This window comes from Candidatus Manganitrophaceae bacterium (genome assembly GCA_016200325.1).
In the GTDB taxonomy this organism is placed as follows: Bacteria; Nitrospirota; Nitrospiria; order SBBL01; family Manganitrophaceae; genus Manganitrophus.
Genome location: JACQEZ010000019.1, coordinates 131,891 through 152,491, shown reverse-complemented (window position 1 = coordinate 152,491; position 20,601 = coordinate 131,891). Strand labels below are relative to the sequence as shown.

Sequence of the window (20,601 nt, the reverse complement as noted above, 5' to 3'; positions counted from 1 at the left end):
TGATAGCGAGATTCGGGCTTCCAGTCAATGAAGATCCTCAAAGTTCCTTGGGCGATTCTTGCCATCGACCGGGGAATGTGTTAGAAGAGGTCAATCGATGAAAGAGATTTCTCAGCCGCTTTTCTATGACATCACCCGCTCTCCCCTCGGTCTGCTTGGCAGGGTGGCCCATCCGGAGGGGCTCTCCTATCTTCTCCGGAGCGACACCGAGTCAGACCTCCTGAACGAAATCGCGCGCCGCGTCGGAGCGCTCCCGGAGCGGCATCCCGGGCGGTTCGCGCCCTGGCGCCGGCAGATCGACTGTTATTTCAACGGCCAGAAACCGGAATTTGATGCGCCGATCTTCTGGCTGACGGGGACCCTGCTTCAGCGGCGCGTCTGGAAGGCATTGACCGAGATCCCTTATGGCGAGGTCCGAAGCTATCAGTGGATCGCCGATCGATTGGGACTCGGGCGGGGGGCGCGCGCCGTCGGAAATGCCTGCGGTCGAAATCCGCTTCCGATCATCCTCCCCTGTCATCGAGTGGTCCACGAAGATGGCACCCTCGGCGGTTACACCGGGGGAATCGACATCAAGAGGAGACTCTTGGCGATTGAGCGGGTATACTGGACCCAAGAGCGCCAAGAGCGCATAGAAGCTCCCCGCAGCTTGCGGCGGGGGGGCTTCGACCCGAGAAGATAGAAGACTCAATTTATACTCGCGCGTCTCACCTCGCAACAAATTGCGAGGGATGCGATGCGCGATGCGTGTTCAACTCCACGGAGGATAATAAAATAAATGGCTGATATTTATGAAATGAAGATTCCGCCCGGGCTTTCCCGGCTGCCCCGCCTGATCGTTACAGCCGCGGTGATTCTCTTTTTGTTTATTATATTGCTCAGCTCATTTCAGGTGGTCGGCGCGGGGGAGCGGGGGGTGGTCTTCAGCAAGCTGAGCGGGGTCAAAGATGTGCAGCTCGGGGAAGGGCTCCATTTCAAGATTCCGTTCATCGAGGAGATTGTTCCGATCGATGTCAAAGTACAAAAGTCTCAGACCGATGCACGGGCGGCCTCGAAAGACCTTCAGAACGTCTCCTCCACCATCGCCGTCAATTTCCACCTCGATCCGAGCCGGGCGCAGAAGGTCTATCAGGAGATCGGACTGAGCTTTAAGGAGCGGGTAATCGATCCGGCGGTGCAGGAGGCGGTCAAGTCGGTCACGGCCCACTTCACGGCGGAAGAGCTGATCACCCGGCGGGCCGAGGTGAAGGATGCGATCAAAGAAAACCTCTCCCAGCGTTTGGTGAAGTTCAATATCATCGTCGATGAATTTTCGATCGTCAATTTCGACTTCTCGCACGAGTTCAATGTCGCCATCGAGGCGAAGCAGACCGCCGAGCAGTCGGCGTTGAAGGCGAAGCGCGATCTGGATCGGATTCGAATCGAAGCGGAGCAGCGGGTGACCCAGGCGCGGGCCGAGGCGGATGGCCAGCGGCTGCAGCGGGAGACCCTGACGCCGATTTTGCTCCAGCTTCGCGCGATCGAAAAGTGGGACGGCAAGCTGCCGCAGGTTTCCGGCGGCGCAACGCCGTTTATTGATATCAATGGGCTGAAAGCAAAATAAAGGCAAAGTAAAGGATAGAGGTCAAAGATGGTTTATCCCAGCGCCAGTCGAAGCGTCACCCTCCGGCTTAAATTCAAAAACCAGATCGGCATGCTCGGCCAGATCACGTCGGCGATCGGAAAGGCCGGCGGCGATATCGGCGCGATCGATATCGTCAGCGTCGATCGCGGGGTGATCACCCGGGACCTCACCGTCAGCACCCGGGATGAAGCGCACACGGCCCGGATTGTCGATGCGGTCAAGCAGATCCCGGCGGTCGAAGTCGTCCATCTCTCCGACCGGACCTTCCTGCTTCATCTCGGCGGAAAGATCGAGATCGCCAACCGCATTCCGATCAAGACCCGCGACGACCTCTCCCGGGTCTACACGCCGGGGGTGGCGCAGGTCTGCATGGCGATCCATGAAGACAAGAGCAAGGCGTTTTCGCTGACGATCAAGAAGAACAGCGTCGCCGTCGTCACCGACGGCTCGGCGGTCTTGGGGCTCGGCAACATCGGGCCGGAGGCGGCGATGCCGGTGATGGAGGGGAAGGCGATGCTCTTCAAAGAGTTCGGCGGAATCGATGCCTACCCGATCTGCCTGGCGACGCAAGAGACCGACGAGATCGTCGAGACGGTCCAGCGGATTGCCACCGGTTTCGGCGGGATCAATTTGGAAGATATCTCCTCGCCCCGCTGCTTCGAGGTGGAGCAGCGCCTCAAGAAGACGCTCGACATCCCCGTGTTTCACGACGATCAACATGGAACCGCGGTTGTTGTATTGGCCGCCCTGCTGAACGCCGTGAAGATTGTCAAAAAGAAAATGGAAGATCTGAAGGTGGTTGTCAACGGGGTGGGAGCGGCCGGGGTTGCCATCAGCGAGATCCTCCTCTCCTCCGGGGTGAAGAAGATCATCGGCTGCGACCGGGCCGGGATCATCTACGCCGGCCGGAGGGGCGATATGAACCCGGTCAAACGCGACTATGCAAAAAAGACCAATCCGAATCGGCTGAAGGGAAAGCTGGATGATGCGTTGGCGGGGGCCGATGTCTTCATCGGTGTTTCAGTCGCTGGCGCCTTGAGCGCCGCGGCGGTAAAGAAGATGGCGCGCGATCCGATCGTCTTCGCGCTCGCCAATCCAACCCCGGAGATCATGCCGGAGGAGACGGAAGGGATCGTCCGGATTATGGCGACCGGCCGCTCCGACTATCCGAACCAAATCAACAACGTCCTCGCCTTCCCCGGCATCTTCCGCGGCGCGCTCGATGTCCGCGCCTCCGAAATTAACGATGCGATGAATTTGGCCGCCGCGCACGCCATCGCTTCGGTGATCCGCAAGGATGAACTCTCCGAAGATTATATCGTTCCCGGCGTCTTTAATCACAAGGTCGCAAAGGCGGTGGCGCAGGCAGTGGCGACAGCGGCGACCGAGACCGGGGTGGCCCGTCGGGAAAAGAAGATTACAAACGACCCGGAATAGACCCCGCGTGAGCAAGCGGTTGAAAAATCCCTCAGCGTCCAGCCTGAGGGCGCATCGATGACTTCATTTGTTCGGCGTCTTCGATCGCTTCGCGGACGCGACCCCCTTCCTTCAGTTCGCCCTTTCCTTGACAAGTTCGGCACCGTACGATTTACTTGCTTATAGATCTTCTTTCCTTTTTTCCTCAACGCTTCATAACGCGTATCCCGACCATCAATAGAGGGCGACCCGAAATGCCGGCCGATTTCCCCGCGCAATACGGAAAATATCTCCTCATCGATCAGATTGCCAAAGGGGGCATGGCCGAAGTTTTCCTCGCCAAGCAGACCGGATCGAAGGGGTTCGAGCGGCTACTCGCGATCAAACGGATCCTTCCGCACTTTACCGAAAACGCCGAGTTCGTTTCAATGTTCATCAACGAAGCGAAGGTCGCGGCCCAGCTCTCCCATCCGAATATCGCTCAGGTGTTCGATTTCGGCGAGGTCGAAGCGTCGCTCTATATCGGAATGGAATATGTGACCGGACGGGACCTTCGGACCATCCTGGAGCAGAGCCGGAAGCGCAACCGGCCCCTTTCGATCGATCAGATCCTTTTCATCGTCAGCCGTGTCTGCAGCGGGTTGGAGCATGCGCACAAGAAGAAAGATCTCCACGGAAAAGAGCTGAACCTGGTTCACCGCGACATCAGCCCGCAAAACATTTTGATCTCCTACGATGGAGAGATCAAGCTGGTCGACTTCGGAATCGCGAAGGTCGCCCTTCAAGAGAACGAGACCCGGACCGGAACCCTGAAAGGAAAAATCGCCTACATGTCGCCCGAGCAGGCGTGGGGAAAGGGGATCGATCATCGCTCGGATCTTTTTTCGCTCGGCATCGTCTTGTACGAGTGTGCAACCGGCAAGCGGCTGTTTAAGGGGGAGAGCGAAATCAACACGCTCGATCGCGTTCGAGAAGCGAAATTCGATCCGCCGCGCCGATTCAATGCTGAAATCTCAGAGCCGGTTGAAAGGGTCATGTCGAAGGCGCTCGCCAAGGAGGCGGGGAATCGGTATCCCTCAGCGGCGCAGATGCAGCAGGAGCTGGAGCGCTGTTTGTCGAAGCCGCTCAGCGAGATTCAAACAGCGCTGGCGCAAACGCTCCATGAACTTTTTACCGAGGAGATTGAGAAAGAGCGGGCCCGAATGAAAAAGGCCGCCTTGGCCACCGCGGAAAAAGCGCCGGTCCCACGCAATGGCGGATCTTCTTCTTTGGGTTCTTTAAGAGCGGCCCCCGCCCGTCCCAAACCGGAGGTTCCGAAGAGAGAGCCGGTCTCCACGCCGAAGACACCGATCCTCGAAAGGTTGCAAGGGCGGATTCAGGCCCGAGGAGATCTTCCCGTTTTGCGCGATACGGTCATTCAGACGCTTCGGGCGGCGGAAGACAAAGTGTCCGGCGCCGCCGATGTGGCGAGGAGCATCTTGCAGGATCAGGGATTTGCCGTCAAGGTCCTGAAGGTGGCCAATTCGGCTTACTTCAATTCCGGATATGGAGAGGTCTTCACCGTCTCCAGGGCCGTCGTGGTGCTGGGGCTCGACATGATCCGCTCGGTCAGCCTCGGGCTTTCCTTCGTGGAGCTCTTCCAGAAACAGCACCCGAAGGTCGATTTAAAAAAGATCATTGCCGACTCCTTCATCGCGGCCACCTTGGCGAGAGAATTGGGGGAGCGCCTTCACTATCCGAAACAGGAAGAGCTCTTTCTCGCGACGCTCTTTTACAACCTCGGGCCGATCTCGCTCGCCTATTATCTTCCCGAATCGCATCTTGAGATCCAGGAGCTGGTGGAAAAGTCGGGGCTCCCTTTGTGGAAAGCGGAACAACAGGTCTTGGGGGCCTCCGTCAACCAGCTCGGAATCACCATGGCCAAAGAGTGCCGGGTTCCGGATCATCTGGTGGAGCCGTTGGCCGCCTCCGACCAGATCCTTTTTTCTCCGGCGCACACCCCTCGAGAGCAGCTCTGGGCGGTGGCGTACCTCGCAAACAGAGTGGTCGGCAATCTCTTCAAAGAAAAAGGGACCCAAGAAGAGATGGACGGATTGATGCAACAGATGGAAGTCTGCTTGAATATTCCGCCGGAGGAGGGGGTCGGTCTGATCCAGAAGGCCTATAAAAATATCAGGGAGGTTTCAGACAGCTTTGAGATCGAGGCGGAGAAATTCAAGCCGCCGGTGATTACGTCCGAGTCGAAAGCCTCCCCCCGGAGCGATTTGCTGGAGCGTCTGGGAGAGATCTTCCAAGCCCCCGAGGCGGCCGAGGCGGCGGCGCCGGCGGCTCCCGCGCAGGTGGAAGAAGCGACGGCTGAGCCGGAAGTGACGGAGAAGAAAGAGACGGGGAAAACAGCAGCGCCGGAGAAGCCGGAAGAGATCGACCGGCCCTCGCTTCAATTGAAACTCCTGCGAGACATCTCCAACCACATTGCCGAAAGCCAAGACATCAATGTTCTCTTCAGCGCGATTCTAGAGGGGATTCATCGCGGGATCGGATTTGATCGGGCGCTTCTCATCCTCTGTAATCCTTCGAAAACGCAAATTATGGGACGGTACGGTCTCGGCGCGATGTCTCAGGATCTGGCGAGTCGGTTGAGCTTTCCCAACGATCCCGCCGATAATATTTTCGGAAAGGTCTATTCGGATAAAAAGGCGGTCTTCGTCCAAGATGTCGGCAGTGATCCGACGCGACCGCTGATCTCCAAGCGCTTCATTGCTTTCTTCGGCTCCCGCTCCTTCGTGATCAGCCCGATTCACGCCAAGGGGAATGTCATCGGGTTTTTCTACGCCGACAAGGCCGTCACCCACGACACGATCAGCCAGGAAGATTATCAATTGTTCCTGCATTTTGCCTTTCATGCGAATATCGGCCTTGAACGAATGTTCCTGGGGTCCACCTCCTGAGAGCAGCTCCCGCCGACGTCTTAGCCGAAGCCATTTTCAGATGGCGCTCGGTCGCAATAAAACTCGAATAGAAATCGACTTCGACCCACCGTCTGGTTGGCCTATGAAAGCCGCTTTTCTCCTTCCCATCGCACCCCTCGTTCTTGTCAAGCGTCCCCCCCTCCAAAGAGGGGGTTGACTCTGTCAAGGGAAACCTCTATAGAATAAGCCCCCTGAAAAACCATTTTGGTATAGAACCATTTTTTAAGATATACCGCTCAATCTGCAACTCAAAGAAAGGGCGTTTTAGCCGATCATCGAGGGTGCTCAGGGGACCGAGACCCTCGTTTTCGGCTTAGGAACGAAAGTGATTGCCGCTTTTGTCAGCAAGGATGCGACCTGTTTTGGAATGAGTGAAAGGATCTTGGATTCGATCATTAAGATGACGCAACCCGGCTCCGGGCTGCATTGGGAGGGTGGGAGCACAGGCACCTCAACTGTTGACAATAGCGAGAAAGGAAGACAATCATGTTTTGGAGAACCGATAAAAAGAAAGATTCAATCGATCTGGAAAAGAGCGTAAAGCGATCAAGCGGCAGCTGGGACCGGCTGGGGTCACCCTCTCTGCGGCGGGACCTGCTCGGATTTTTATTTTTCGTCGTCGCCGGAATTCTCGTGGCATGCGGCAGCGGAGGGGGGGGAGGCCAGGCGGGTAACAATCCAAATCCGACGCCTCAAACGCCGGATCAGGCCAAAGCGGGCGCGGTTAAAAATATTGGGGGAACTTCAAAAAGCATTGTGGGCGCCCTCGGCAAAGTTGCAGCCAACTCGTCGGCGAGTGGGTCCGTTCTTAAGGCGCTCGGTATGACGCCGCCGGACCCCGGCACCGATCCGACGGCCCAACTGGGTCAACAACTAGACACCGCCATCCCATTAATTTTAACGAATGGGACTCAAACCGGAAATACTGTCACATTCGACCCGGATGAAGCAGCCCTCTGCGGTGATCCAGTACTCAGTCAGATTCAGCAGGCATTGGACAGCCTCGGAACGGGAAAGTGTGTCGATTTTTATAGCCACGTCCGAGCGGTATTGACACCCGGCAGCACACAGGATGACGGCACCCTTGATATCACGTATGATGGGCACGTTCTGGTGACAATCGGGTATGCTCCCAGCACCGCCTTCATTCAATTTGATCTTGCGGAGTTAAAAGTCATCGCTTCAGCCCTGGTGGCGCAGGGATTTATTGATACCGCAAATCTTCCTCCCGCCGGTCTTCCACAGACCTTGGAAGGAATTGTAAGGACCACCTTTACAGATCTCGGCCCGGACCATGGCGAGATCGCCCTTTCGATCAAGCAAGCAATTAACATTGTAGATGCTGCGACCAACATCAATATCACCCTTGCTGCCGCAGAGAACGTGGTTGACCTGATCGCGGATGGTCCTGCCGGGACGGGGTCTGCCTCCATTAATCTCGGCGCGCTTGCTGCAGGGTTCCCTCTGGATGGCTCGGATTTAGCAAAGCATCCAACGAAACTGAATCTGAATCAGTTGACCCTGCACGCAGAATTAACCCCGGACAAGCTGATCGTCACGAATTTAGGCATCGGCGGCGTCCCGGCGACTCTGGATGCAACCGAATCGCCCGATACCGATTTTAAACTCTCGCTCGATACCTTTGGGGTGACAATCAATGGGGCGGATAGCAGCATCACCTTCGACCAAGCGTTCCACCGGCATTATGACCAGAAGGATACGCTTGGGCTGGTCGACGGGAAGACCGGCACCTATGATGTGTTAATACCGTCAGCCGCCAAATGGACTCTTCTCGACAGCACGACCGGATCGCCTCTATTTAAGGTCAGTAGTGGTTCGGTCACGAGCACCAGCACGGGGGAGTTTGGCTCGGTAAATCTTACACATACAGAGAATACCTGTTTCACTTTGGCACCAAATTTAGGGGCATCCATTGTCGATACGCCCTGTCCCAGCAGTGGTAGCAAGAAATAAGATCACCTGTGTTGGCAGGTAAGTCGTTGTTCCTGGTGATTGAGAAGATCGGGTCTCCTCCAGCTTTGCTGGGGGAGACTTCGATTCGCGGTTTTTTATTTGGGTTTTTGTTAATTTGTCATTGTGTTAAGACGGGACTTCTTAAAACTCTCCGGTGTTTTTCTTGCCGCGGCCGGCTTTCCCGGTTTGCTGACCGCTTGCCATTCCGGCCATAAAAGTGGCGCCGATTTTGACGGTTTTCCCCAAGGGGTCGCCTCGGGCGATCCGCGGCCTGAATCGGTCGTGATCTGGACGCGTGCGCTGCCGATTCAAAATCAGCAAAAGCAGCAGGTGACGGCCGAAGTCTCGCTCGATGAAGCGTTCACCCAGCTGGTCCTTCAGAAAACGTTTGATGTCTCCGCCGCGAGCGACTACACGCTCAAGATCGTCGTCAATAATCTGAAATCCGATACGTTTTATTTCTACCGGTTTATTCATACTACCGGGCAGGTGTCTCCGACCGGGAGAACCTTAACGGCGCCGGCCCTCGATGACAGCCGGGAGATCCAATTTGCGTTTGTCAGCTGCCAGAATCGGGAGCATGGATTCTACGGCGCGTATCGCCAGATGATCGAGGAGGATCGGAAGGAGCCGGTCGAGAAGCGGATCCGTTTCGTGTTGCATTTGGGCGATTTTATTTATGAGACCAGCAATGATCCATTAATGCGGCCGCTCAATTCTACTTTTAATAGAATCGACGGCGGCCTGATTGATCAAAATGGACAAAGACGGGGAGTCGGTCCCTTTCCGGATGGGGGTACCACGCCCGACGGCATCGCCTATGCGCGGACCGTGGCGGACTATCGCCATGTCTATCAAGAGTATATGGCCGATCCCGATTTGCAGGAGGCGCGCGCCCGCTGGCCGTTTATCTATATCTGGGACGATCATGAATTCTCAGACGACTGCTGGGAGAGCGAAGCGAATTACAATGATGCCAGCAGCACCGACGAGCCTTCTCAGCCGCGAAGGGTGGCGGCCAGTCAGGCGTGGTTTGAATATACGCCGGTCAATCTCCTGCACCAAGGTGACATTGATCCCGACCTGGGGGAGACGAAAGCATTTGAGTTCGCGGAGGTTCACGAGACGCCGAACGTCCATGTCGATGACTCCAATTTTGCTGACAATGGAGAGAATATCAAAGCGATCGATACAATTTCAATTTATCGGAGTTTTCGGTTTGGAATGATGCTGGAGCTGGCGGTGACCGACAATCGCTCCTACCGAAGCGACCATGCGGCGCCGGAAGAGATTACCTCCGACCGGTCGGTCTTCGTCCACTCTCGGATGGTGATGCCGCTGGAATTGGTCAACCTGCTCGATGCCGGCAAAACAGCCAACGGCGGAGATCCGAACAGTTTTATTTTTGCGGGAAGCCTCCTGATCAATCCGCGCTTTAACCGGCCGCCCGGTACGATATTGGGGAAAAAGCAGAAAGCCTGGTGGAAGGCGCTTTGGTTGCAGTCGGAGGCCCGTTGGAAAATCTGGGGAAACTCGGTCCCGTTGATGCGTTTTCTTATTAATCTCAGCGCGCTCGGAACCCGCTTGCCCGATGTCGTATTGTCGACCGACAGCTGGGACGGGTATGCCTCCGAGCGAAATGAGTTGATGGCGTTTCTTCGCTCGAACCATATTCAGAATGTCGTCTCGCTCTCCGGAGATTATCATGCCCACTTCGCCGGAACGGTCCTCGATAACTATGATGTGAAACCGCCTGAAACCGGGTCGCCGGCGATGACCGAGTTTGTCTGCGGCGGAATCAGCTCAGTCTCCCTCTTCGCCGTCGGCAGACAGCTTTCGGAGAGGGAGAATCCGACGGCGGATGAAAAATTATTGCAAACGCTTATTCGCTATGATGCGACCCCGATGGATCAGGTGGGCGAAAATCCGATCGTGAACAATCTGAACAATACGCTCCTCAACGGCGTCGCCGCCGGTCTCGCGGCGGCCGAGACCCATTCCAGAGCGGCGATCGGGGCGGCGAAAAGTCCCGAGGTGAACCGGCATCTGAAATACGCCGACACGGATGGGCATGGATTCGGATGGGTGAGCGTGGGGACGGAAGCGATCACGGTGAAACTGGTCACGATCTCCGGCATTAACAAGGAGACCGCCGGTGTCCCGCCCGGCATCCGGACGTCGGCGAACTTTACTGTCCCTTTCGGACAGGCAGAGGTATCGGATCCCTTAATAGATGGGGAGCCTCCGTTTCCGTTGTGACGATTAGCGGCGCTTTCTCTGTAGGCGGGACCTACATCTAAAGGGCCGATGAATTCGTTTTAGGCTGCTTTCGCCGGCCGGCTTTTTCTCCGCTTTGGAGAAAAGAGGACGGAGAGGATAAAGAGGCACGTCGCCAGGAGGACGATCGTCGAGCCGGAGGGGAGGTCAAACCAATAGGAGAGGATCACCCCGGCCCAGGAGGAGGAGATGCCGATGAGAATGGAGATCGCCATCATCGTTCGCATTTTCGTCGCCCACTGTTGAGCCGCCGCCGCCGGGATCACCAGCAGTGCAAAGACGAGGATCGCGCCGACCGCCTGAAGCGAAATGACGATCGTCAGTGAGATCAGGTTGAGCAGCAGGAAAAAGAGGTTTTTCGCCGGAATGCCGCTCGCCTCGGCCATTTCTTGATCGAACGAGATGAAATGAAACTCCTTGAAAAAGAGAAAGATGGTCAGGAGGATGCCGAAGGAGAGGATGAGGATCACCTTCAAATCGGTCTGCGTCACCGAGAGGATGCTTCCGAAAAGATAGCCGTAGACTTCCGGATTGTACGCCTTCATCAGCCCGATGAAGAGGATGGCGAGCGCCATCGCCAGCGTATAGAAGATTCCAATCGAGACATCAGGTTTCATTTTCCCGGTCTGCTGCAAAAAACCGGTGACCCAGACGGTGGAGAGGCCGAAGATCACCGCCATCAGCAGCGGGTTGACGCCGATCAAAAAAGCGAGCGTTACGCCGGCAAAGGCGGCGTGCGCCGTCCCCGCCCCGATAAACGAGAGCCCCTTCAAAACGACAAAGACCCCGATTACAGAGCAGACCAGTCCGATCAAAAACGACGCGATGAAGGCGCGCTGCATGAAGCCGTATGTGAACATTTCAAACATGATGGCAATCCGATTCTACAAAGGGTCCAGATATTGAAGTCATAATTTAGAAGGGATATCAGGATGAATGCTGGAAGGCGTCCTCCCCCGATGGCTCCTGTCCTCTATCCGTGGTGGTGATCGCTCATGATGACGTAGGGTCCCGACTCCCGCTCGGCAAGGATGATCTCCTTTCCGTAGACATCGGAGAGGATCTCTTGCCGGAGAATTTGACGGGGCGGTCCCTTTCCGTAGAGACGGGTTTTCAAGAGAATGAGTGAATCGACGAAGGGGCTGATCATGTTGATGTCATGTGTGACAAAGACGATCGAAAGGCCGAAGTCTTGATGGAGCCGCCGGATTAAATCGATAAGGTTGTGTTGGGAGGTCGCATCCAGGCCAGTCGTCGGCTCATCGAGCAAAAGGATCTGCGGGCGTTGCGCCAGCGCCCGTGCGATGAAGACCCGTTGTTGCTGGCCTCCGGAGAGGCTTCCGAGGGGAACTTCCCTCAACGTCTCCATCCCGACCGCTTGAAGCGATTCGAGGGTGATCTCCCGGTCGATCTTCGAGGGGCGGCGGAGGAGCCCGATGGCGGCATACCGCCCCATCATCACCGTCTCCCAGGCGGTGATCGGATAGTGCGGATCAACCAGCTCTTTTTGGGGAAGGTATCCGATCCGCGCCCGGTGTTCGCAGCGGAGCTCTTGATGGGCGCAGTCAAAGATTTGGAGCGTCCCCGACGTCGGATGGACGAGCCCCAGGATCGCCTTCAGCAGCGTCGTCTTTCCCGAACCGTTCGGTCCGATCACCCCGGCGAATTCTCCTTCCATCAGGTCGAAACCAATGTCTTCCAGGGCGACCCGATTTGCGAAGGCGAAGGTGGCATGAGAGAAGTGGATGATCGGCTTGGTGGCCGCCGGTGGAGACGGCACCTGCGAGGCGGGGTGGGCCATCACGACCCCCCCAGCGCCCCAACCAGCGTCTCGGTATTGTATCGGATCAGGTCGAGGTAGGTGTCTGTTTTGGGGATCGCTCCCGGAAGGGGTGAAAGAACGACGACTTTCGCGCCGGTCTCTTCGGCCAGGGTCTGTGGAACTTTTGGATTCAGTTGCGGCTCGGAGACGATCACCTTGACCTTCTCCTGTTGGACCAGCTTGATTAAGTCGCCGATGTGCTTGGCCGAAGGCTCCGCGCCGACCTGGGTCAAAATGTCTCCTTTGATCACAAATCCAAACCGGCGGGCGAAGTAGGGCCACGCGGGATGGTGGGTGACGATGTTCCGGTTTGGCAGCCGGGCGACCCTCTGCTTCATTTCCGCTTCGAGCGATTCCAACTCCATGATATAGCGCGATTGATTGGCCATGTAGTCGCTTTTGTGAGAGGGATCGATACCGATCAAACCTTCCGTGATATGCCTGACCATTATTTTAGCATTTTCCGGATCAAGCCAGATATGGGGATTTCCCATCGTGTGCTGCTCTTTAAAAGCGTGCTGACGGTCGATCGGGTCGTTTTCAAAAAAATTCGGCTCCTCCCGCTCCCGGTGGTCTCGGATGAGCCCCACCCCGTCCGATGTGGTTACCACCTTCAAATCGGGGCGGTCGGCATTTTTAATCAGTGCGTTTACCCAGACCTCCAGCCCCAACCCGATTTTGATCAACAAGCCGGCCCGTTTCACCGCAAGAATGTCGCTCGGTTTCGGCGTATAGGTGTGCTCGCTCTCGAGGCCGGTGATCAGCGACTTCACCTCGACATGGGAGCCGCCGACCTGCTCGGCGAAATCTTTGAGGACCGGCAGGGTGACCACGATCGGAATTTTGTCCTCGGCATAAAGCGCGGCGGAAAAGCAGAGAAGGCCGATTAAGAGGAAAAAAAGAACGGTCAGGCGCATCCATTTGTCGCGGTTGTCGCGAGAGGCAAGGGGCATCCAAAATAAATACATTAAAGGGAAGAGTAAGTCAATTTATAATCGGGTGTTGCCGGTCCAATCCTGCACCGGTTTTGGCGAATCTTACTTCGGCATCTTTTCGAATGCTTGGTCGGCCTTGGCCGCCCAGACAAAGTCGCTCTCCGTCAGCCCGTTGATCTTGTGGGTCCAGATCGTCAGCTTGACCTTTCCCCAGGCGAGAGCGATATCGGGGTGATGGAACTGCGCCTCCGCCAACTCGCCGATCCGAACCGTAAAGTCGAGCGCCTGCCGGAAGTTGGGGAGCGAATACTCCTTTTCCAGGTGATGCGCCTCGATCACCTTCCAGCCGTTGTCTAACTGATCGAGAAGATCGGTCAGCTCTTTTCCCTTCAAAGGGGGGACCCCCCCTTTACAGGGGATACACTCCTTCTGTGCCAATTCGCTCGCCATCATCGACCTCTCTTTTCGTGATTCAGATTCAGTGGTGGACAGGGACCAAGATAACATGGCGGCTCTCGGCAGAGCAAGCTGCTTGACCTTTTTGTATAAATCAATTAGCCTTCGTCCTCATGAAAGTCATCGGATTGATTTCCGGAACCTCGTCGGACGGCATCGATGCGGCCTTGGTCGATATCGGACAGCGGCGCGGCCGGATCGACATGAAGCTTCTCGCCTTTGAGGTCTATCCCTATCCGAGATCGCTCCAGCGGCAACTGATCGATCTTGCCTCCGGCTTCCCGCATTCGGTCGCCGCGCTCTGTCATTTAAACTTCTACGTCGGTGAGTTGTTTTCCGAGGCGGCTTGCGAGATTGCCAAAAAATATCGGATCTCTCTTCGAAAGATCGCCCTCATCGGCTCGCACGGCCAGACCGTCCACCATCTTCCGGTTCCGAAGCGGGAGGGGAAGCGAGAGATCCGCTCCACCCTCCAGATCGGCGAGCCGTCGGTCATCGCCGAGCGGACCGGGATCACGACCGTCGCCGATTTCAGGCCGCGCGACATGGCGGCCGGAGGAGAAGGGGCGCCGCTCACCCCGTACCTTCACGCGCTTCTTTTTTCTCATACAAAGCGCTCCCGGGCGATCGTCAACATCGGCGGGATCAGCAATGTGACCTATCTCAAGGCGGGGGCGTCGCTCGATCAGACGCTCGCCTTCGACATGGGGCCGGGCAACATGCTGATCGACGGGCTGGTTCGGACCTTGACCGGCGGGCGGAAGGAGATCGACAAAGGGGGGACGATGGCGCGGCGGGGAAAAGTCGATACCGCGCTGTTGTCCGAGTTGATGCGCCATCCGTTTATCCGAAGGAAGCCGCAGAAGAGCACCGGCCGGGAGATGTTTGGGCAAGAGATGGTCGGATTCATTCTCCAGGCAAGCCGGCGGCAGCGCATTCCTGCGGAGGATTTGATCGCGACCGCAACCGCCTTCACCGCGGCGGCGATCTCGGAGAACATTCAACGCTTTCTTCTCAGCCAGGGAGGGCTCGATGAGGTGATCGTCGGCGGGGGCGGGGTCCGCAATCCTGTTTTGATGGGCCGCTTGGCCGAAGCGCTCGATCCAATCCCGGTGGAACCGTTCGAGGCGGTCAATCAGGAGAGCCGGGCGATCGAGGCGATGACCTTCGCATTGCTCGCCTATCAGACATTACATTTACAGCCGACCAATATTCCTTCCGTCACCGGGGCCCGGCATCCGGTGCTCCTGGGGAAAATCATCCCCGGGGCCCTCTCCAAATCGAGATAACCCGCTTCAGCCGCTGCCGTCCCGAGTTGCTGGAAACGGCAGCGGCGTTCAAACGACGCTCTTCATTGTCGAAACCGTATTTACGCGGCCCGTGCGATGTACTGAGGCCGGATCTCTTCCGCGCTCTCCGGCGCCGTGTTGGGGGCTTTTTCGGCGTCGAGTGATTTCAGGCGGAACTCGGCGCTCCGCCCGGCCAACGCCTCATCGGCGCGCAACAGCTCTTGGCCCACCGATTCCATCCTCAAACGAACGACCTCCTCCGAGGGGGAGCCGGACGCATTGACGATCCGCTGATAAGCATAGCTCGGCCAATTTTTCGGGAGCTCGTTGAGCCTCGCAAATTCTCCGTCGGGCATCAATCGCTTATCCACCGTGTTGATGAGGACCTCCGCGACATAGGCTTTATTTTCCTCAAAGGTCGCGGGGGTAGGAAGGGTGGTCCCTACCACTTCTTCCGGATCTCGTTTTTCATACTTCTTGAACATCTCTCCTGCAATCCTCAGATGCTCCAGCTCAAAACCGAGGAACATCTCCCAGACCGGTTTCAGCTTCGGTTCGATTTCGGTGGTATAACAGGTATAATAATTTGCACACTCCACGAATTCATGAAGCAGCCACTTCTCGAACCAGGTCTCATTCGGATCCATCAGCGATTCATACTGCGTGACATGCTCCTCTTCCACCTCGCCGATTTCAGCATAGAGCTCTCTCAAATCGGGGCTCCCATACTGCAGTCCATGATTTTTGTAAAAGTTATAGGTCTGCTGCTCTCCAGAGAGCAGGGTGAGGATATTCGCCTTTGAAATCGGATCGGCTTCATTTTTCTCATAATGCCTCCGCAGCCGCAATATCGGATCATTATGGTGGTCTTGCGTCGGCCTTCCCGGAAAGATCGTCGTCCTTCCCTGGGTGATCTCCTCCGGATCTTTTCCCTCGATGAGGTCGAGCATTTGGGAAAAACGGAACATATGATCAAAATCTTCAAGGAGGCCGAAATCAAAGACCTCTTTGACATAAGGATCGGGCTCGGTTCGCGCGAGATAGGCGGTCAGCTCGATAGCGACCTGCTCATAGCCGATGCTCGTCTCCAGTACGGTCTGATCGGCCGGATTGAGCCAATTGATGGTCGTCTGCTGCTGCTGTTCGATCCGACGCACCTCTGCCAGACGTCCTTTAATTTCCATGTTGTCGATGTTCCGGGCGAATGAGTGGGAGAAGATGAACGACTCATTCTCGATGCCGTTCATTAAAATAATTCGACAGCGGGTATAGGCATCGACCAACTGCTTCCGATAAGGAAGCACCGCGATCTGCTTCCAATTCCGGATCTGCTTTTCTAAAGGGATTCCCTTCTCTTTGAATGGATTCATTGCCATATCAAGCTCCTTACTATTCAAAGTCGGTTTATTAAATTGAGAGGTTTAGATGTAACGCCGGTCTGAACAGCAAGATGGGTGCCTTACAGAAATCTTTAAAGAGGTCCTCCATCTCGATCGATGAGGATGATGGCTTGATGAGCGGGAATGAACGTGGGAAAAAGAGGAACGCTTCTCTGAAGAGGGTTCCGCGAGGTGGTCAAGAAAAGCTCAAACGGGAGAGTGTTAAGGAGAGATTGGCCTGTGGGGGCGGAAGAAAAGAGTTATCGACCGAAGACCGCCCGCTGCAGTCCGTCCCAGAAGGTTTTCCGGTAGGCGAGCGACTGCAGGGCGCCGTCGCGAAGGCGTTTTTGGCCCTCTTCGGTTTCGACATGTCGGGAGATGAGCTTGTTGAAGACGACGGCATGCTCGACATCTTCGACGATGTGGAGGGAGAAGTATTCGACATCCTCATCGGTCAGGTTCGTATTCTTCTGTATCCCCTCGATCAGGTAGGCGAACATCGTCGGGATGGAGAACTCATGTCCCGGCCCGATGGCGCCGAGGGCGAAGAGGAAATCTTTTCCCCGGGTCAGCTCCTTGTGGCCCTCCACGAAGGTGGCGGTTTCGGGGAGGAGCTTAACCCGTCCCCACGCCTCGTCCGGCAGGCCGAGCGTCTTCAGGAAATGTCGATAAAGGGCGGGGTGGCTTCGGAAGATCGTGTGCTGGCCGAACTCGTCGTCGAAGACGGTCCGGAAGAGATCGGCCGCATCCTTATCCGGAATCTTCGGCAGCAGATTGGTCATGTAATTTACGAAGATCTTGACGAGCTGATAATGCTGTAAGCCGAATGTCTGGATCTGCTCGACCGTCAACTTTTCGGAGGCAAAGCGCTTGAGGAAGGGATGATGCACCGCTTCGTGATGCAGGATCTCTTCCTCAAGGGAGTGGATGAAAGCCTGCGCATCCATGACGTTGGAGGAATTCATTTTTTAATAGCCCATGCCGATGAATTTGGACTTGGCCTCCTCCATCAGCGCGGCGGAGATCTCTTTCTCTCCCCGCTCTTTCGCGATCCGCTCGATCTCTTTCTTCGCCATCGGGCGGATGAACGAGGGGATGTTGTCGAGGCGCTGTTCGGCCTCTTTCGACCAGACCATTTCTCCCTGATCGTTCTTGGAGGCATCCATTACCTGTTCTGTAATGGTCGAGAGGCCGTTTCGCCGGGCATAGCTCTCGATTCCCATCTGAATCATCGGACGCATGAAAGAAGGAACCTTCTCGATCCGCTCTTGCGCCTCTTTGGTCCAGGTCAATTCACCGATCGACTCTTCCTTGGCGCCTCCCTGCATTTGGGCCACCATGCTGGAGAAGGGACAGGTTCCCCCCCCGGTAGAAGAGGCTTTGGCCATTTCGGCGGCAAGCATTTCTTTCTGAGCCGCCGGAGAGGGGGCCGGTTTGCTGAAGCTGTCGGGGGCCTCTTTCAACGTCTGGCGGGTCAGCTCCATCGGCTCGGCCGGAGCGGTGCGCCCGCCCAATTTTACGCCGAGCGCCTGGACCATCGCTGTCTCTCCCGCGTTGGTGACCATCGCAACCTTGGCGCTACAGGTGGGACAGGCGAAGGTCACGCCGAGCGACTGTTCTCCCGGCGTTTGGACGTTCTCAAAGGTCATGAAACTTTCACATTTCATACAAACGAACTTCATAGGGTTCCTCCGTAAAAGGGCACGCCACGAAATCTCCGATTTTGTGGCGCGTTACAATTTGTCGGCAACGATCTTTTTAAAATCCAACAGCTGTTGAATCCGATTGGCAATTTCATCAAAGCGTCTCGAAATCGGGTGCTCCGGTGAGAGCGGCTTGCCTGAATCGCAGGCATGCGACATCTCGCGGTCGAAAGGGATTTTGCCCAAGAGCGGCACGTCGAGCTCTTCGCAGAGGTCTTCGCATCCTCCTTCAAAGAAGGGGACGGCAGCCTTGCACTCGGGGCAGAGGGCGCCGCTCATGTTTTCAACCAATCCGATCACCGGAATGCCGAGATCGCGGGCATAGACAATTGATTTCTTCACGACCGTTTTGGCGACCTCCGACGGGGTGGTGACGACGACCGCGCCGTCGAGCTCCGGGATGAATCCGGCGATGACCGGCGGCTTGTCGGCGGCGGCGCCGGGAGGCAAATCGGTGAAGAGGTAGTCGATCTCGCCCCAGTTGACGTCGCCGAGGAATTCGCGGATGACGTTCATTTCCATCAAGCCCAGCCAGACCGGTGAGAGCTCCATCGGGCCCTTCCAGCGGACCGGCGAGTCTTCTTGGCGGAGAAAGAAGTCCATCGAGGCGACCTTGGTGTCGTAGGGGCCGGCCGGTGGAATCGCCCCTTCGGCGGTAAACTCAAACCGTCCTTTGACGCCGAGCATTCTCGGGATGCAGGGGCCGTTTAAATCGACGTCGAGGATGCCGACTTTGTGGCCCTGCCGGGCAAAGGCGAGTGAAATGTTGGCGGTCGTCATGCTCTTGCCGACCCCCCCCTTTCCGCTCATGATGACGATTTTTCGACGAATTTGGCCCATCCGGATTTTCACTTGCAACGATTGGTCGACCAGCTGTTTCATCACCTGGGCGTCATCGGTGAAATGAATCTTTTTGAGGATGGTTTTTAGGTCTTTCTCGGGTGCCATTAAGGGACTCTCCCAGCGAAGGTAAAACTGATCTTATAATAATGGCATTGGGGTGTCAAATGGTTTAAATCGTGACCCTGGAGCCGTGTCCCGGGCGTCGCCGATTCATCATTTCCCCGCTTTCGCCTGATCCGACATCGCTTCAATTAAGATCTCGGCAACCTCGGCGCGGCTGAACTCCGGGGGAGGTTTGGTTCCGGCCCGGAGCATCTCGCGGACCTTGGTCCCGGAGAGGGCGATATGTTCCGAAGCATCGTGCGGGCAGGTCTTGGCTGAAACCATTCCCAAACAGCGCTTGCAGTAAAAGGTATGGTCGAAGAAAAGCGGCTGGATGCCAAGTTCACCCTCGGCGAATTTGTTGAAAATATGGTGTGCGTCGAACGAGCCGTAGAAGTTCCCGACGCCGGCGTGATCGCGGCCGACGATGAAGTGGGTGACCCCGTAATTTTTTCGGCAGATGGCGTGAAAGATCGCTTCCTTCGGACCGGCGTAGCGCATCGCCGCCGGAAAGACAGACAGGATCGTTCGGTCCTTCGGATAGTAGTTCTCAAGAAGGACCTTGTAGCAGCGCATCCGTACGTCGGCGGGGACATCGTCACTCTTGGTCTCACCGACGATCGGGTGGAGGAGAAGACCGTCGGTGATCTCCAGCGCGCATTTCTGAATATATTCGTGGGCACGGTGAATCGGGTTTCGGGTCTGGAAGGCAACGATCCGTTTCCAGCCTTTGTCCTCAAAGAGCTTGCGCGTTTGGGCCGGGTCCATCTGGTGTTCATGAAAGCGTTGAATCGGGGAGCGGCGGAGCATTTCGATCTTCCCGCCGAGATAGAAATCGCCGAGCGTCTGCGTGTAGGCGACGCCGGGATGGCTTGCGTCGTTCGTCCCATAGGCGGCGACCGCCTCTTTCTCTTTATTGAAAGGATAAATCTCCTCTATTTTCAGAATGGCGAGCGCTAATCCGGTCTCCTGAACGAGTGCGACCTCCATCCCCTCTTTCAGCCCCGCAGCCTCTGCGGCAGTGACGGAAAGGGTGATCGGAAGACTCCAGGGGAGATTGTTCGCGAGCCGCATCCGATCAAGCACACTCTGATAATCGGCGCTTCTCATGAACCCCTCCAGCGGGGAGAAGACGCCGGCTGCGATCAATTCCAGGTCGGAGATCTCGCGCGGGGTCAATTCGATTTTTTTCAGCTGGGAGGCTTTCTGTGTCAGCCGGTCGACCTCTTTCGAATCGACAAAACAATTGATCAACCTGCCGCCATGCGGAACGGATATCGCCATTCTTTGACTCCTTAATGATGGATGAAAAAGCGGTCAGCGCTCAGCCGTCTGTTTTCAGTTTAAGTTCAGAATATTCCAATGATGGCTGAATGTTGAATGCTTCCGTTAGATTGAAAAATCGAGCGTCTGCGTTCCTCCCTCGACCTTCTCATCGAGCGCCACCGGCATCAGTTTTGTCCGGATCGTAAAGGTTTCGCTGTTCCCTTGCGTATCGATCAGCTCCCAGGAGATCTGATCGTGCGTTTTATGGATATGGGGGATCAGCTTGGCCCCCTTTCCGCCAAATTGATAAGAAAGGTGGAACTCAATCGCCTCTTCCGGACAGACCTTGACGCAGGGGAGACAGTCCCAGCAATCTTCCGGATACTTTAAATAGGCCTTGTTGGCGGTATGGTCTTTTACAATCAGGTCGCCCGGACACATTCGAAGACAGGGGGGCTGGCTGGCGCCATAACAGCCGTTGCACTTCTCTGGATCTACCCAAACCGGCATTTCAACCTCCTTAACATCAATAAATGATCTAACGAT

At 56.2% G+C, this 20,601-nt stretch carries 17 protein-coding genes; 7 read left to right on the top strand and 10 right to left on the bottom strand.

All coding sequences use genetic code 11. The features are described 5' to 3' along the window. The first annotated feature begins 97 nt into the window (after positions 1-97). From HY282_15630 to HY282_15605, 6 genes are all read left to right on the top strand, one after another. Positions 98-682, top strand: a complete 585-nt coding sequence (locus tag HY282_15630) for a methylated-DNA--[protein]-cysteine S-methyltransferase (GenBank protein ID MBI3805180.1) — start codon at positions 98-100, stop codon at positions 680-682. A gap of 114 nt (positions 683-796) precedes the next feature. Continuing rightward, positions 797-1,603 (top strand): prohibitin family protein, encoded by an 807-nt coding sequence (locus HY282_15625; GenBank protein MBI3805179.1) that lies wholly within the window; start codon positions 797-799, stop codon positions 1,601-1,603. Between the two features lie 27 nt (positions 1,604-1,630). Beyond that, positions 1,631-3,061 (top strand): NAD-dependent malic enzyme, encoded by a 1,431-nt coding sequence (locus HY282_15620; protein MBI3805178.1) that lies wholly within the window; start codon positions 1,631-1,633, stop codon positions 3,059-3,061. 233 nt (positions 3,062-3,294) lie between these two features. After that, the gene (locus tag HY282_15615) at positions 3,295-5,988 is read left to right on the top strand and encodes an HDOD domain-containing protein (protein MBI3805177.1); all 2,694 of its coding nucleotides are present in this window, start codon (positions 3,295-3,297) and stop codon (positions 5,986-5,988) included. A 507-nt stretch (positions 5,989-6,495) separates the two neighbouring features. Beyond that, positions 6,496-7,983, top strand: a complete 1,488-nt coding sequence (locus tag HY282_15610; protein MBI3805176.1) for a hypothetical protein — start codon at positions 6,496-6,498, stop codon at positions 7,981-7,983. A gap of 123 nt (positions 7,984-8,106) precedes the next feature. After that, positions 8,107-10,242 (top strand): alkaline phosphatase D family protein, encoded by a 2,136-nt coding sequence (locus HY282_15605; protein MBI3805175.1) that lies wholly within the window; start codon positions 8,107-8,109, stop codon positions 10,240-10,242. Positions 10,243-10,301: 59 nt separating this feature from the next. Here the strand turns inward: HY282_15605 and HY282_15600 are convergent, their stop codons facing one another. The 4 genes from HY282_15600 to HY282_15585 all read right to left on the bottom strand — a co-directional run bounded on the left by HY282_15600 (position 10,302) and on the right by HY282_15585 (position 13,470). Continuing rightward, positions 10,302-11,129, bottom strand: a complete 828-nt coding sequence (locus HY282_15600; protein MBI3805174.1) for a metal ABC transporter permease — start codon at positions 11,127-11,129, stop codon at positions 10,302-10,304. 104 nt (positions 11,130-11,233) lie between these two features. Then, complete coding sequence (locus HY282_15595; GenBank protein MBI3805173.1) at positions 11,234-12,061, bottom strand: metal ABC transporter ATP-binding protein; 828 nt, start codon at positions 12,059-12,061, stop codon at positions 11,234-11,236. After that, complete coding sequence (locus HY282_15590; GenBank protein MBI3805172.1) at positions 12,061-13,035, bottom strand: zinc ABC transporter substrate-binding protein; 975 nt, start codon at positions 13,033-13,035, stop codon at positions 12,061-12,063. The genes HY282_15595 and HY282_15590 overlap by 1 nt, the downstream gene beginning before the upstream one ends. 84 nt (positions 13,036-13,119) lie before the next feature. Next, the gene (locus HY282_15585) at positions 13,120-13,470 is read right to left on the bottom strand and encodes a 4a-hydroxytetrahydrobiopterin dehydratase (GenBank protein MBI3805171.1); all 351 of its coding nucleotides are present in this window, start codon (positions 13,468-13,470) and stop codon (positions 13,120-13,122) included. A gap of 116 nt (positions 13,471-13,586) precedes the next feature. Between HY282_15585 and HY282_15580 the strand changes: the two genes are divergently transcribed. Further along, positions 13,587-14,762, top strand: a complete 1,176-nt coding sequence (locus HY282_15580) for an anhydro-N-acetylmuramic acid kinase (GenBank protein MBI3805170.1) — start codon at positions 13,587-13,589, stop codon at positions 14,760-14,762. Positions 14,763-14,842: 80 nt separating this feature from the next. On the opposite strand, the gene HY282_15575 is transcribed toward HY282_15580, so the two are convergent. The 6 genes from HY282_15575 to HY282_15550 form a co-directional block, all read right to left on the bottom strand. Continuing rightward, positions 14,843-16,138, bottom strand: a complete 1,296-nt coding sequence (locus tag HY282_15575) for a hypothetical protein (protein ID MBI3805169.1) — start codon at positions 16,136-16,138, stop codon at positions 14,843-14,845. Between the two features lie 263 nt (positions 16,139-16,401). Further along, a complete protein-coding gene (locus HY282_15570; GenBank protein MBI3805168.1) occupies positions 16,402-17,088 on the bottom strand; it encodes an iron-containing redox enzyme family protein in 687 nt (228 codons plus the stop codon). A 21-nt stretch (positions 17,089-17,109) separates the two neighbouring features. Beyond that, positions 17,110-17,823 carry a PCP reductase family protein gene (locus HY282_15565; GenBank protein ID MBI3805167.1) on the bottom strand — a complete coding sequence of 238 codons (714 nt, stop codon included), beginning with the start codon at positions 17,821-17,823 and terminating at the stop codon, positions 17,110-17,112. Positions 17,824-17,874: 51 nt separating this feature from the next. After that, the gene (locus HY282_15560; GenBank protein ID MBI3805166.1) at positions 17,875-18,792 is read right to left on the bottom strand and encodes an Mrp/NBP35 family ATP-binding protein; all 918 of its coding nucleotides are present in this window, start codon (positions 18,790-18,792) and stop codon (positions 17,875-17,877) included. Between the two features lie 108 nt (positions 18,793-18,900). Further along, positions 18,901-20,073, bottom strand: a complete 1,173-nt coding sequence (sat, locus tag HY282_15555) for a sulfate adenylyltransferase (protein ID MBI3805165.1) — start codon at positions 20,071-20,073, stop codon at positions 18,901-18,903. 105 nt (positions 20,074-20,178) lie between these two features. After that, a complete protein-coding gene (locus HY282_15550; protein ID MBI3805164.1) occupies positions 20,179-20,565 on the bottom strand; it encodes a 4Fe-4S binding protein in 387 nt (128 codons plus the stop codon). Between the last annotated feature and the right edge of the window lie 36 nt (positions 20,566-20,601).